Source organism: Streptomyces aquilus (genome assembly GCF_003955715.1).
In the GTDB taxonomy this organism is placed as follows: Bacteria; Actinomycetota; Actinomycetes; order Streptomycetales; family Streptomycetaceae; genus Streptomyces; species Streptomyces aquilus.
On sequence record NZ_CP034463.1, the window covers coordinates 6894491 to 6907984 of the forward strand.

Annotated in this window: 11 protein-coding genes; 8 read left to right on the forward strand and 3 right to left on the reverse strand. The window is 72.2% G+C overall.

Annotated features, from left to right (window positions below):
* Positions 1-94 precede the first annotated feature (94 nt).
* From EJC51_RS31915 to nudC, 3 genes are all read left to right on the forward strand, one after another.
* Entirely contained in the window at positions 95-3601 is a 3507-nt protein-coding gene (locus EJC51_RS31915; RefSeq protein ID WP_126274235.1) for an ATP-dependent helicase, read from the forward strand.
* 10 nt (positions 3602-3611) lie between these two features.
* Complete coding sequence (locus EJC51_RS31920) at positions 3612-5024, forward strand: dipeptidase (RefSeq protein WP_126274236.1); 1413 nt, start codon at positions 3612-3614, stop codon at positions 5022-5024.
* A 66-nt stretch (positions 5025-5090) separates the two neighbouring features.
* Positions 5091-6032: an NAD(+) diphosphatase gene (nudC, locus tag EJC51_RS31925; RefSeq protein ID WP_126274237.1), complete on the forward strand. Its 942-nt coding sequence runs from the start codon at positions 5091-5093 to the stop codon at positions 6030-6032.
* A gap of 57 nt (positions 6033-6089) precedes the next feature.
* Here nudC and EJC51_RS31930 read toward each other — a convergent pair whose 3' ends face one another.
* Positions 6090-6332: a mycoredoxin gene (locus EJC51_RS31930; protein ID WP_059192461.1), complete on the reverse strand. Its 243-nt coding sequence runs from the start codon at positions 6330-6332 to the stop codon at positions 6090-6092.
* A 183-nt stretch (positions 6333-6515) separates the two neighbouring features.
* On the opposite strand from EJC51_RS31930, the gene EJC51_RS31935 reads away from it, so the two are divergent.
* The 5 genes from EJC51_RS31935 to EJC51_RS31955 all read left to right on the forward strand — a co-directional run bounded on the left by EJC51_RS31935 (position 6516) and on the right by EJC51_RS31955 (position 10472).
* Entirely contained in the window at positions 6516-8717 is a 2202-nt protein-coding gene (locus tag EJC51_RS31935; protein ID WP_165951178.1) for an ATP-dependent DNA helicase UvrD2, read from the forward strand.
* Positions 8718-8915: 198 nt separating this feature from the next.
* On the forward strand, positions 8916-9200 hold the full coding sequence (locus EJC51_RS31940; protein WP_079311785.1) for a hypothetical protein: 285 nt from the start codon (positions 8916-8918) through the stop codon (positions 9198-9200).
* Positions 9201-9377: 177 nt separating this feature from the next.
* Positions 9378-9746 carry a WhiB family transcriptional regulator gene (locus tag EJC51_RS31945; RefSeq protein ID WP_059192459.1) on the forward strand — a complete coding sequence of 123 codons (369 nt, stop codon included), beginning with the start codon at positions 9378-9380 and terminating at the stop codon, positions 9744-9746.
* Positions 9743-10066, forward strand: coding sequence for a hypothetical protein (locus EJC51_RS31950; RefSeq protein WP_126274240.1), 324 nt, complete (start codon positions 9743-9745; stop codon positions 10064-10066). The genes EJC51_RS31945 and EJC51_RS31950 overlap by 4 nt, the downstream gene beginning before the upstream one ends.
* Before the next feature lie 196 nt (positions 10067-10262).
* On the forward strand, positions 10263-10472 hold the full coding sequence (locus EJC51_RS31955) for a hypothetical protein (RefSeq protein ID WP_097268768.1): 210 nt from the start codon (positions 10263-10265) through the stop codon (positions 10470-10472).
* 6 nt (positions 10473-10478) lie between these two features.
* Here the strand turns inward: EJC51_RS31955 and EJC51_RS31960 are convergent, their stop codons facing one another.
* Both EJC51_RS31960 and EJC51_RS31965 read right to left on the reverse strand, forming a co-directional pair.
* Complete coding sequence (locus EJC51_RS31960; RefSeq protein WP_126274241.1) at positions 10479-11843, reverse strand: ABC1 kinase family protein; 1365 nt, start codon at positions 11841-11843, stop codon at positions 10479-10481.
* A complete protein-coding gene (locus EJC51_RS31965; RefSeq protein WP_126277207.1) occupies positions 11836-13050 on the reverse strand; it encodes a TOMM precursor leader peptide-binding protein in 1215 nt (404 codons plus the stop codon). Before EJC51_RS31965 ends, EJC51_RS31960 begins: the two co-directional genes overlap by 8 nt.
* Positions 13051-13494 lie beyond the last annotated feature (444 nt).

Genomic DNA, 13494 nt, shown 5'->3' on the forward strand with positions numbered 1-13494 from the left:
TGACCAGTCGCACCACACGTGCTGACCTGCGCTTCTTCCGAACCGAGAGGCGATTCGTCCTCGACTGTCAGTGGCCGCCGCTAGCCTCTCCGACATGCCCGCCCGTATCACCGATCCCGATCAGCTCAAGGAGCTCCTCGGCATCCCGTTCACCCCGGAGCAGACGGCCTGCATCATCGCGCCGCCCGCCCCGCAGGTGATCGTGGCCGGTGCCGGCTCGGGCAAGACGACGGTGATGGCGGCCCGCGTGGTGTGGCTGGTCGGCACCGGCCAGGTCGCCCCCGAACAGGTCCTCGGCCTCACGTTCACCAACAAGGCCGCCGGTGAACTCGCCGAGCGCGTCCGCAAGGCGCTCGTCAAGGCGGGCGTCACCGATCCCGACGTCATCGACCCGGACAACCCGCCGGGTGAGCCGGTGATCTCGACGTACCACGCCTTCGCCGGCCGTCTCCTGACCGATCACGGCCTGCGCATCGGCCTCGAACCGACGTCCCGGCTCCTCGCCGACGCCACCCGCTACCAGCTCGCCGCGCGCGTGCTGCGCGAAGCCCCCGGCCCCTACCCGGCGTTGACCCGCTCCTTCCCGGACCTCGTGGGCGACCTCCTCACCCTCGACGCCGAGCTGGCCGAGCACCTCGTACGGCCGGAAGCCCTGCGGGCGTACGACGCCGAGCTGCTGCTCGCCCTCCAGGGCGCCAAGCTCACCAACGCCGACCTGCGCAAGGTCCCCGAGGCGGCCGCGGCCCGCCGCGAACTGGCCGAACTGGTGGGCCGTTACCGGGCCGCGAAACGCGAGCGGGACCTGCTCGACTTCGGTGACCAGATCGCCCTGTCCGCCGAACTCGCCCAGATCCCCGAGGTGGGGCGCGTGCTGCGCGACGAGTTCCGGGTCGTGCTGCTCGACGAGTACCAGGACACCTCCGTCGCCCAGCGCATCCTCCTGGCGGGCCTCTTCGGCGGCGGCACCGGGCACCCCGTGACCGCCGTCGGCGACCCCTGCCAGGCGATCTACGGCTGGCGGGGTGCCTCCGTCGCCAACCTCGACGACTTCCCCGAGCACTTCGCACACGCCGACGGCCGCCCCGCCACCCGCCAGGCACTCAGCGAGAACCGCCGCAGCGGCGGCCGCCTCCTCGACCTCGCCAACGGCCTCGCCGAGCCCCTGCGCGCCATGCACGCGGGCGTGGAGGCCCTCCGCCCGGCCCCCGGCGCCGAGCGCGACGGCCTGGTGCGCTGCGCCCTGCTGCGCACCCACGCCGAGGAGATCGACTGGATCGCCGACTCCATCGCCCACCTGGTGAACACCGGCAAGGCGCCGGGCGAGATCGCCGTCCTGTGCCGCACGGCGACCGACTTCGCGGAGATCCAGGGCGCGCTGGTCGCGAGGGACGTACCGGTGGAGGTGGTGGGCCTCTCGGGCCTGCTGCACCTGCCCGAGGTCGCCGACCTCGTCGCCGTCTGCGAAGTGCTCCAGGACCCCGGCGCCAACGCCTCCCTGGTCCGGCTGCTGACGGGCCCGCGCTGGCGCATCGGCCCGCGCGACCTCGCTCTCCTGGGGCGCCGCGCCCGCCTGCTCGTGTCCCACGCGCGCGTGGACGCGGGCGACGACCGGGACCGGCGGCTCGCGGAGGCCGTGGAGGGGGTCGACCCGTCCGAGGTGATATCGCTCGCGGACGCTCTGGACACCTTCCTGGAGCTGCCGTTCGACACCGAGCACGCGGACGACGGCCTGCCGTTCTCGCCGGACGCGCGCGTGCGGTTCGCGCGGCTCGCCACCGAACTGCGCGAACTGCGCCGCTCGCTCGCCGACCCGCTGATGGACGTCCTGCACCGCGTCCTCGCCGTCACCGGCCTGGAAGTCGAGCTGTCGGCGTCCCCGCACGCCCTCGCGGCCCGCCGCCGCGAGACCCTCTCCAACTTCCTGGACGTGGCCGCCTCCTTCGCCGCGGGCGACGGAGAGGCCACCCTGCTGGCCTTCCTCGGCTTCCTGCGCACCGCCGCCCAGTACGAGAAGGGCCTCGACAACGCCCTCCCCGGCGGCGAGAACACCGTCAAGGTGCTCACGGCGCACAAGTCCAAGGGCCTGGAATGGGACGTCGTCGCCGTCCCCGGCCTGGTCACCGGCACCTTCCCCAGCACCCAGGGCCGCGAGAAGTGGACCGCCCAGGGCAAGGTGCTGCCGCACGACCTGCGCGGCGACGCGGCCACCCTGCCCGACGTCGAGGCCTGGGACTCGCGCGGCCTGAAGGCTTTCCAGGAGGCCATGAAGGACCACCAGCACACCGAGGAGCTCCGCCTCGGCTACGTCACCTTCACCCGCCCCCGCTCCCTTCTCCTCGGCTCCGGCCACTGGTGGGGCCCGGCCCAGAAGAAGCCCCGTGGCCCGTCGGACTTCCTCCAGGCCCTCCGCGACCACTGCGAGGCCGGATGCGGCGAGATCGAGGCATGGGCCGACGAGCCGGCCGAGGACGAGGAGAACCCGGCCCTGAGCCAGGCCACCGTCGACCAGGTGTGGCCGCTGCCCCTGGACGACACGTCCCTGGCCCGCCGCCGCGCCGCCGCCGACACGGTCCTCGCCCACCTGGAGCGCCTCGCCTCCCGCGCGGACGGGCACGCACCCGACCCGGACGACTACGAGGACCCGGACTGGCCGCCACCACCCGAGGACGACGACGTCCCCTACGAGGAGGACCTTTCGGCGGCGGACGACCCGGACGACTGGGACTCCTGGACCACGGACCGCCCCTCGGTCCCGCACCAGGCGACTGCCCCGGAACCCCGGGCCGAGGCCCCACAGGCGCTCCCGCACCCCGCACAGCCAGAACCGGAGCGCCCCTTCGCCCCGGAGGAACCCTTCACGCCGGAAGAGGCCCGCACCCTCGCCTCCTGGGACCGCGACCTCGACGCCCTCACCGGCGAGCTCCTGCGCGCGCGGGAGGCCGTCACCGACGTCCCCCTGCCCGCGTCGCTCACCGTCTCGCAGCTGCTGCGGCTGGCGGAGGACCCGGACGGGTTCGCGCAGGAACTCGCGCGCCCCATGCCGCGCCCCCCGCAACCGGCCGCGCGCCGGGGCACCCGGTTCCACGCGTGGGTGGAAGCCCGCTTCGAGGAGCTGACGCTGCCGATGCTGGGACCGGAGGACCTGCCGGGCGGCGAAGAGACCGACATCGAGGACGAACGCGATCTGGAAGCCCTCAAGGACGCCTTCGAACGCACCGAGTACGCCCACCGCACCCCCCACCGCGTGGAGGCCCCGTTCCAGCTCGCCATCGCCGGACGCGTGGTGCGCGGCCGTATCGACGCCGTCTACAAGGCCGACGACGGCGGAGGGACGACGTACGAGATCGTCGACTGGAAGACCGGCCGCGACCGCACCGGCGACCCCCTCCAGCTCGCCCTGTACCGGCTCGCCTGGGCCGAGCAGCAGGACGTGCCCCTGGAGTCGGTCACGGCCGCGTTCGTCTACATCCGCAGCGGCGAGGTCGTACGGCTTGACGACCTTCCCGCGCGGGGAACGCTCGAGCGACTGTTGCTGGACGAGCCCTCCCCGCCAGCAAACTGTGAGGAACCGCCCACCGAGGATGTCGGTGCGGGCCGATAGGCTCGTGACCATGAGCCATCCCGTTGACAGCGTCGTCAGCGCCGTCCGTGCGTACATCGAGCAGCACCGCGCCGTCTTCCTCGACGACCTCGCCGAGTGGCTGCGCATCCCTTCCGTGTCGGCCCAGCCCGACCACGCCCCGGACGTGCGCCGCAGCGCCGACTGGCTCGCCGCCAAGCTGACCGAGACCGGCTTCCCGACCGCCGAGGTCTGGGAGACCCCGGGCGCCCCCGCCGTCTTCGCGGAGTGGCCGTCCGACGTCCCCGGAGCGCCCACGGTCCTCGTCTACGGCCACCACGACGTGCAGCCGGCCGCCCTGGCCGACGGCTGGCACAGCGAACCCTTCGAGCCCGTCGTCCGTGACAACCGCCTCTGCGCGCGCGGGGCGGCCGACGACAAGGGCCAGGTGTTCTTCCACACACTCGGCGTCCGCGCCCACCTCGCCGCCACCGGCCGTACGACCCCCGCGGTCCACCTGAAGCTGCTGATCGAGGGCGAGGAGGAGTCCGGCTCCCCGCACTTCCGCGCCCTCGTCGAGGAGCACGCGGAGCGGCTCGCCGCCGACGCCGTGATCGTCTCCGACACCGGCATGTGGTCCGAGGACACCCCCACCGTCTGCACCGGCATGCGCGGCCTCGCCGAGTGCGAGATCCAGCTGTTCGGCCCCGACCAGGACATCCACTCCGGCTCCTTCGGCGGCGCCGTGCCCAACCCGGCGACCGCCGCCGCCCGCCTGGTCGCCGCCCTCCACGACGAGCACGCACGCGTGGCCGTCCCCGGCTTCTACGACGGCATCGTCGAACTCACCGACCGCGAGCGCGCCCTCTTCGCCGAGCTGCCCTTCGACGAGGAGCAGTGGCTGCGCACCGCCAAGTCGTACGCCACCCACGGCGAGGCCGGGCACACCACGCTGGAGCGCATCTGGGCCCGCCCCACCGCCGAGGTCAACGGCATCGGCGGCGGCTACCAGGGCGCCGGCAGCAAGACGGTCATCCCGTCCTCCGCCCTGGTGAAGCTGTCCTTCCGGCTGGTCGCCGGGCAGGAGCCGGACCACATCGAGAAGATCGTCCGCGCGTGGGCGGCCCAGCAGGTGCCCGCCGGAATCCGCTGCGAGATCACGTTCAGCGGGGGCACCCGCCCGTGCCTGACCCCGCTCGACCACCCGGCCCTCCAGTCCGTGGTCCGCGCCATGGGCCGCGCCTTCGACAAGCCGGTCCGCTTCACCCGCGAGGGAGGCTCGGGGCCGGCCGCCGATCTCCAGGAGGTCCTCGGTACGCCCGTGCTCTTCCTCGGCATCTCCGTCCCGTCCGACGGCTGGCACGCACCCGACGAGAAGGTCGAGCTGGACCTCCTGCTCAAGGGCGTCGAGACCACCGCGTACCTGTGGGGCGACCTGGCGGAGCACTGGCGCCATGTGCCCTGAACCCCGTCCGTCCCGCCGAACCGCCCGCCGAAACAATCCGTTCCACCGGGGGAGTTGGAAGCACCCGTGACCACCTGGACCGACCACACCGCCGACCGACCCATCTCGCTCACCGCCCCGAGCGGCATCGACCGGGCCGCCCACCACCGGCTCGACGAGGCCTGGCTCGCGGCGGCCTGGAGCCACCCCACGACCCGCTGCTTCGTGGTCTCCGGCGGTCAGGTCCTCATCGACGAGACGGCCGACGGCCGCACCGAACTCGTCATGACGCCCGCCTTCGAGGCCCCGCTCACCGAGGCCCACCGCTACTTCCTCGGCATCGACGAGGACGGCGTCCGCTACTTCGCCCTCCAGAAGGACGCCCTACCCGGCCGCATCGACCAGTCCGCCCGCCCGGCGGGCCTGCGGGAGGCGGGCCTGCTGCTGTCGCCGCGCGAGGCGGGCCTCATGGTGCACGCGGTCGGCCTGGAGAACTGGCAGCGCACCCACCGCTTCTGCTCCCGCTGCGGCGAGCGCACCGTCATCGCCGCCGCCGGGCACATCCGCCGCTGCCAGGCCTGCGGCGCCGAGCACTACCCGCGCACCGACCCCGCCGTGATCATGGCCGTCACCGACGAGGACGACCGCATCCTGCTCGGCCGCCAGGTCCACTGGCCCGAGGGCCGCTTCTCGACGCTCGCCGGCTTCGTCGAACCCGGCGAGTCCATCGAGCAGGCCGTGCGCCGGGAGGTCTTCGAGGAGGCCGGCATCTCCGTCGGCCAGGTCGAGTACGTCGCCAGCCAGCCCTGGCCGTTCCCGTCCAGCCTCATGCTGGGCTTCCTGGCCCGCGCCACCTCCACCGAGATCAACGTCGACGGCGACGAGATCGGCGAGGCCCGCTGGTTCTCCCGTGACGAACTGGGCGCCGCCTTCGAGTCCGGCGAGGTCCTGCCGCCGTACGGCATCTCGATCGCGGCCCGCCTGATCGAGCTCTGGTACGGCAAGCCGCTGCCGACGCGCAGCGTCTGAGCATGCGAAAGGGGCCGCTCCCGACCGGGGAGCGGCCCCTTCGGCTCATCCGTCCGTTCAGGCGGCGATCTTCTGCTTCACCTGCGCCAGCGACGGGTTCGTGAGCGTCGAACCGTCGGCGAACAGCACGGTCGGGACCGTCTGGTTTCCGCCATTCGCCTTCTCCACGAAAGCGGCGGACGCCGGGTCCTGCTCGATGTTGATCTCGGTGTACGCGATGCCTTCGCGGTCCAGCTGCTTCTTCAGCCGCTGGCAGTAACCGCACCACGTGGTGCTGTACATCGTCACAGTGCCCTGCATGTCTCGCGCGCTCCTCTGGTGGCTCGGGGGAAGAGGTCGTCCAGTGGGGAAACGTACGCGACCGGGTCACCATTCCCACCCGGGGTATGCGCGCACGTGACGCCTGCCGCATTAGTACGACCGCGAGCCCCTCCCTGTGGACAACCGGCACAGCCGTCCCCGCCGACCTGGCAGCATGGCGGTGTGACAGCAGCAACGCACTCCACCCTCTTCCCGCAGGTACCGGACTCGGCCGACGCGGTGCTCGAAGGGCTCGACCCCGAGCAGCGCGAGGTGGCCACCGCCCTGCACGGCCCGGTGTGCGTGCTGGCCGGCGCGGGGACGGGCAAGACCCGGGCGATCACCCACCGCATCGCCTACGGAGTGCGGGCCGGCATCCTCCAGCCGTCCAGCGTGCTGGCCGTCACCTTCACCAACCGCGCCGCCGGAGAGATGCGCGGCCGACTGCGCCAGCTCGGCGCCGCCGGGGTCCAGGCCCGGACCTTCCACTCGGCCGCCCTGCGCCAGCTCCAGTACTTCTGGCCGAAAGCCGTCGGCGGTTCCATGCCCCGGCTCGTCGATCGCAAGATCCAGCTCGTCGCCGACGCGGCCGCCGCCTGCCGCATCCGTCTCGACCGCGGAGAGCTGCGGGACGTCACCGCGGAGATCGAGTGGTCCAAGGTCACCCAGACCGTCCCCGGTGACTACGCCCTCGCCGCCGCCAAGGCGGGCCGCGAGGCCCCCCGCAACCCCGCCGAGATCGCCCAGCTCTACGCCGCCTACGAGGACCTCAAGCGCGAGCGCGCCGTCATCGACTTCGAGGACGTCCTGCTGCTCACGGTCGCTGTCCTCCAGGACCGGCACGACATCGCCGACCAGGTCCGCGCCCAGTACCAGCACTTCGTCGTCGACGAGTACCAGGACGTCAGCCCCCTCCAGCAGCGGCTGCTGGAACTCTGGCTCGGCGACCGCGACAGCCTCTGCGTGGTCGGCGACGCCAGCCAGACGATCTACTCGTTCACAGGAGCAACTCCCGACCACCTTCTCGACTTCCGCACCCGCCACCCCGGCGCGACCGTCGTCAAGCTGGTCCGCGACTACCGCTCCACCCCCCAGGTCGTCCATCTCGCCAACGGCCTGCTCGCCCAGGCCAGCGGCCGCGCCGCCGACCACCGGCTGGAACTGATCTCGCAGCGCGCCCCCGGCCCCGAGCCCGTCTACGCCGAGTACACCGACGAGCCCGCCGAGGCCGAGGGGGCCGCCCGCCGCATCCGCGAGCTGCTGGCCGCCGGTGTCCAGGCCGCCGAGATCGCCGTGCTGTTCCGCACCAACGCCCAGTCCGAGACCTACGAACAGGCCCTCGCCGACGCCGGTGTCCCGTACCAGCTGCGCGGGGCCGAGAGGTTCTTCGACCGGCCTGAGGTGCGCAGAGCCATCGTCAACCTGCGCGGCGCGGCCCGTTTCGGCGGCAATGACTCGCGGCTGGACGACGCCCCCGACCTGCCCTCCCAGGTCCGTGCCGTCCTCTCCGGCGAAGGCTGGACATCGGAGCCCCCCGCCGGCTCCGGCGCGGTCAGGGAACGCTGGGAGTCGCTCGCCGCGCTGGTGAACCTCGCGCAGGACTTCACCGCCGCGCGATCCGACGCCACGCTCGCCGACCTCGTCGCCGAACTCGACGAGCGCGCGGGCGCCCAGCACGCCCCGACCGTCCAGGGCGTCACCCTCGCCTCCCTGCACTCGGCCAAGGGCCTGGAATGGGACGTCGTCTTCCTGGTCGGCGTCGCCGAGGGCATGATGCCGATCACCTACGCAAAGACCGACGAGCAGATCGAGGAGGAACGCCGCCTCCTCTATGTCGGGGTCACCCGCGCCCGCGAACACCTCCACGTCTCCTGGGCGCTCTCCCGGTCGCCCGGCGGCCGCCCCAACCGCCGCCCCAGCCGCTTCCTCGACGGACTGCGCCCCGGCTCGGTCATGACGGCGGGGCGGACCGCCATCGCGGGCCCCGGGGGCGTCGAGCGGGGCGTCACGGGCGGCGCCGCGGCGGACGTCGTGCCACGGCGGACCCAACGCACCCCCGCACGCTGCCGGGTCTGCGGACGCACGCTCACCGACGCCGGCGAGATGAAGCTGATGCGCTGCGAGGACTGCCCCTCCGACATGGACGAGGGCCTGTACGAGCGGTTGCGCGAGTGGCGCGGGACCCAGGCACGGCTCAGCGGTCAGCCGGACTTCTGTGTCTTCACGGACCGGACCCTGATGGCCATCGCGGAGACGGAGCCGAGCAGTCCGGCCGAGCTGTCCCGCATTCCCGGCGTCCTCAAGCGCAAGCTCGACCGTTACGGAGCCGATGTTCTGGCCATCTGCGCAGGCCACGACCCCGGGGCGGAAGAAGTTGGGGACTGAAGCGAACTCGTCGAAAAAATAGTTTGCGCATGCCCCAGCAATCCCCATAGGTTCTTAGCCACGGGAACAGAGGCCTTCTCGAAGGCCCTGCTTCCGTGCTGTACTTACATACCCGAACGACTGGCTCACCCCAGTCCCCCGAGACGCCGAGAGGAGGCGAGTCCAGTGACCAGCATCAACGCCAGCTTCACCGCGAAAATGACCGATCGCTCGGTCGTCGCCTCCCTGTGCATGCTCGCCGTCTCGAACCAGGGCACCGGTCTGTCCGGCATTCGTGTCGCCGGCCCGGCGTCCTCCGTGTCTCTCGCGGGTCTCCCCGTTCGTGAGCGCAATGAGCGACCGACGAAGGCACTGGAAGCAGTAGAGGGACAGGCGCACGCCTATGCCTTTACGGCGGCCGGTGCCGGAAGCCGGAAGCAGGCAACGCAGCACCACCTGATGTGGGCCTTCCGTGGGCCAGAACCCTGGAGTGATCCAGCCTGATCGTCGATCAGGCCGGCGCCTTCAGGGCCGCGGAACCCCATCCGGGATCCGCGGCCCTTCTGTTTGTCCTCCAACGGGGATGACGGAGCGAAGGGGCCTCGGGACAAGAAAAGAACCCGGTACCAAGCCGACCACCGGTCCAACAGGGCCGGACCGACCAGACGAGGAAGACCAACCGTGCAACTCGAAGCGCACGCCCCGTCCGTACCGCCCTCAGAAGCGATCCCCAAGCCCGGCCTCACGGAGGACTCCACCTTGACCCCGCTCACCGCGCTCACCGCGCTCGACGACGCCATCGAGAACCTCGGCGTACCCGTCCCCTGCCGCTCCTACGACCCGGAGGTCTTCTTCGCCGAGTCGCCGGCCGACGTCGAGTACGCCAAGTCCCTCTGCCGCACCTGCCCGCTGATGGAGGCCTGCCTCGCCGGCGCCAAGGAGCGGCGTGAGCCCTGGGGCGTCTGGGGTGGCGAGCTGTTCGTCCAGGGTGTCGTCGTCGCCCGGAAGCGGCCCCGTGGTCGCCCGCGCAAGAACCCGGTCACAGCATGAACATCGCAGGAACGATCGACCGTCCCCTCACGCACGACCCCAAGAAGCAGGCCCCGATGAAGCCGTCCACCACCGAGCCCGCCGGCTCCGCGATTCCAGACTTCACCACCGTTGGCGCCACCGACTTGCGCCAGAACAGGACCCGAGAGATGCAACTCCAACCAGAAGCCCTGGCACGTGCGCATATGCACGAGCGACTGCACGCCGCGCAGCAGGAGCGCCGGGCCGTGAGCCTGGCGGCCGCGCGCCGGATGCAGCGCAGGGCGGAGCGCGCCTCGATGCGTGCCCGCCGTGCGCTGGCCATCGCGGTCATGCAGTGATCAGCACCACCTGAAGCGGTGGCCTCCCCCGACTCCGGGAGGCGAAAGCTCCCCGCGGGGGCCGGTCCGTCCGAACGGACCGGCCCCCGCGGCGCGTTGCGCCCGGGTTCCGACGGGAACGGCGTACGGGAACGCCGCGCACGGGAACGGTGCGTTGTGCCCGGCGTTCCCACCGGCACGGCGATATCGTCGCCGCGTGACGAGTCATCCCGGCGGAAGTGACCAGGGCGGCTCCGCCCCGGAGCCCGAGACCCTGGTGTGCGCCCGCTGCGGCACCACCGCCGAGGGCCCCCGGCCCACCTGGACCTGTTCCGTGGAGAACGGCGTCCGCCAGTACTTCTGCGACACCTGCTCGCGGGAGAACCTCAGGGCGATCGAGGGGCGGCTGGACTCGGCCTGGTGGTAGCCGCGCTCACGCCTCCGCCGCCGGCTCCTCGGCCTCCTCCTCCGGTACGAATCCCGGCAGCCACGCCTCCAGTTCCTCGCGCAGCCGGACCGTCGCGCCCAGCTGGCACAGGACACCGATCGTGCTGAGCGTCACACGGTGGATCAGCAGATACGCCGGCGGGAGGTTGAGCTGCTTGCCCAACTGGTAGGCGGGGGAGCGGATGTCGGCGATGCGGGCCGCCTGGCTGCGCATCCAGCCGCGGGTGAACGTGAACTCGTCCACCAGGGCCGGCTCGATGATCGGCCGGAGGTAGTCGAGGACGGCGTCGGGGTCCAGCTCTATGGAGTCCTTGACGAAACCCTCCTCGCGCAGCAGCTCGTAGACGGCCTCCGCCTCGTCGTCGAGCGTCATGCGCAGCGAGTCCCCGATGGGTGTGGGCAGGCCGCCCGGCAGGCGGTCGACGGTGCCGAAGTCCAGCACACCCAGCCGCCAGTCCTCCTCGCCGTCCGGGCCGCCGGGCAGCAGACGGAAGTTGCCGGGGTGCGGGTCGGCGTGGAGCAGGCCGGTGCGGGCCGGGCCGGAGAACAGGAACCGGGCCAGGAGCTGGCCGGCGCGGTCGCGCTGCTCCTGAGTGCCGTCCGAGATGATCTCGGACAGGGGGACACCCTCGATCCACTCGGTGACCAGGACCTGGTCGCACTGGTGGACCACCGCCGGCACCACCACGTCCGGGTCGTCCGCGAACTCCTCGGCGTGCACCTGCTGGGCCTGCGCCTCCAGGCCGTAGTCCAGTTCCTCCGAGACCCGGTCCCTGAGCTCCGCGATCAGCGGCTTGATGTCCATGCCGGGGATCAGCGGGCCCAGCAGCCGGGCGAAACGGCTCAGCTGGTTCAGGTCGGACAGCAGTGCCTCGCCGGCGCCCGGATACTGCACCTTGACCGCGACCTCCCGGCCGTCGTGCCACACGCCCCGGTGCACCTGGCCGATCGACGCCGCCGCGGACGGCTTGTCCTCGAACTCCAGGAACAGCTCCTGCCAGTTCGCGCCGAGCCGCTCCTCCAGCACCCCGTGCACGGTGCGCGTCGGCATCGGAGGCGCGGCCTCCTGGAGCTTCGTCAGGGCCGCCCGGTAGGGACCGGCGACCTCCTCGGGCAGCGCCGACTCGAAGACGGACAGGGCCTGGCCGAACTTCATCGCGCCGCCCTTGAGCTCGCCGAGCACCTTGAACAACTGATCGGCGGTGCGCTGCTGAAGCTCACGGCCGACGATCTCCGCGGACTCCCCGACGATTCTCTTGCCGAGCCCCCAGGTCGCCCGGCCGGCGAAGCCGAGCGGGAGCGCGGCGAGCTTGGCGGTCCGGGTGACCGCCTTCCGGGGAAGATCAGACATGCGCCCTCCAGGTCCCAGCCGGCCGTGCCGCGGCTGCCGTGCGGCGTGACTTCTTCGACGGCCCTTGTTCCGTCATTGTCTCGTGCGACTCCCCGGCAATGGAGGTGAGTTCTCCCTTACCTTTCTCCGCGGCCCCGCACGGGCATGCCGGATGCGCCCAGACCGGCCGCGCATGCCAGTTGAGAGCGGGCAGCGAGACCTCCCACCGGGCACCGGCACTGGACGGCACCCTGCCGTCGAGGAAGGCGAGTGCGTGCGCCGCCGCCAGCCCGGCGACCGTCGTGGCCAGCGCGAGGTCGCACGGCGGCACTCGGCGCACCCGCCGCGCACCCGACCGCCACTGGGCGACCAGCCGGGGCCATGCCGGGTCCCGGTCGGTGCGCCACTCGTGGAGACAGCCCGCGCAACTCGTCTCGCCGGGCAGGACGAGCGGGCCCACCACACCGGTTCCCTCCACGACACCGGCGTACAGATGAGGCGTACCGGAGCCGACGAAGGTGTCGGCCGACGGCGGCGCGTGGACGGAGACGTCGTCGCGCGGGGCGAGGACCACCAGCGAGAAGCCGGGATCGCCGTCCACGGACGGTGACTGCGGGCCGCGGCGCAGCGGGTTGTCCGGTGCGCAGTGGCGTACGGCGCGCCGGGCGGCCTCGTCCCTGCGGGCGCCGACGGACTCCGCGGGCAGCCCGCCCGGTGCGACGTCCCACGGTTCGACATGGCCGCCGTCACGCACATCGACCTCGCCGATCCCGGCGGCCGACAACAGGGAGGCCAGCACCGCGCCGACCCGGCCGGCACCCCGCACCTGGACGCGCAGGGTGCGGCGGGTGGCCAGCAGTTCCATCGCCTCGCCCGGTTCGGACGTGGTCAGGGACAGTGAGGCCAGGTCGGGGCGGAGCCGGTCGAGGAGCTTCTTCTTCCGCCGCAGGGTCTCGACGGCCGGGCTGCCGCCCCGCGCGTCGTCGAGGAGCCCGGCGCGGGACAGCCGCTCCAGGAGTCCGTCGACATGACTCTCCGGCAGATCGAGCTGCCGCCCCTCCTCGCGCAGCAGCGCCGGGCCGCGGGTGCCGTTGAGCAGTTCGAGGAAGCTGCCCGTCGCCGTGTCCATCGGGCCCAGCGTCATCGCGTGCGCCGGAGTCATGCCGAACTGCACGGTGTTGAGGTCACGCCAGCCGCGGCGCAGCGCGGGCTTCAGGAGCGGCGCCAACGGGATCCGCACAGGCGGAGACCCCGCCTCCGGCCCCGGTGGCCCCTCCACCGCCCCGGCCTCCTTCGACGCCGGCACTGATGCACCGTCCGACGCCGCGGCCGGCGAAACACTCGACGCCACAGCCGACGAAACACTCGACGCCCGAACCGGCGAACCACTGGACGCCGGAACCGACGACCCACTCGACACCGCAACCGGCGAAGTCTTCGACCGCATGACAGGCCCCCGTAGCCCTCGTGGAACAACCCCGTACGCCGCTCCGAGCCCTCCCGGTGGCCGGTCGTGGATCCGGCGGCGAGTGCCAGCATGCCCGGACGCGACGGACCGTGCCGAAAGTTGTCCACAGGCGGGGCGTATTCGTCGTACAAATCAAACGCATGGTGGGGGATCGGCACCGAACCGTCCCGGAGTCGGGACTTCCGCCATGTACAGCGGGTAACG

Coding starts and splice junctions, on each gene's coding strand:
- EJC51_RS31915 (WP_126274235.1), top strand. CDS start 95: ATGCCCGCCCGTATCACCGATCCCGATCAGCTCAAGGAGCTCCTCGGC.
- EJC51_RS31950 (WP_126274240.1), top strand. CDS start 9,743: ATGAACATCGCAGGAACGATCGACCGTCCCCTCACGCACGACCCCAAG.
- EJC51_RS31960 (WP_126274241.1), bottom strand. CDS start 11,843: ATGTCTGATCTTCCCCGGAAGGCGGTCACCCGGACCGCCAAGCTCGCC.
- EJC51_RS31920 (WP_126274236.1), top strand. CDS start 3,612: ATGAGCCATCCCGTTGACAGCGTCGTCAGCGCCGTCCGTGCGTACATC.
- EJC51_RS31940 (WP_079311785.1), top strand. CDS start 8,916: ATGACCGATCGCTCGGTCGTCGCCTCCCTGTGCATGCTCGCCGTCTCG.
- EJC51_RS31930 (WP_059192461.1), bottom strand. CDS start 6,332: ATGCAGGGCACTGTGACGATGTACAGCACCACGTGGTGCGGTTACTGC.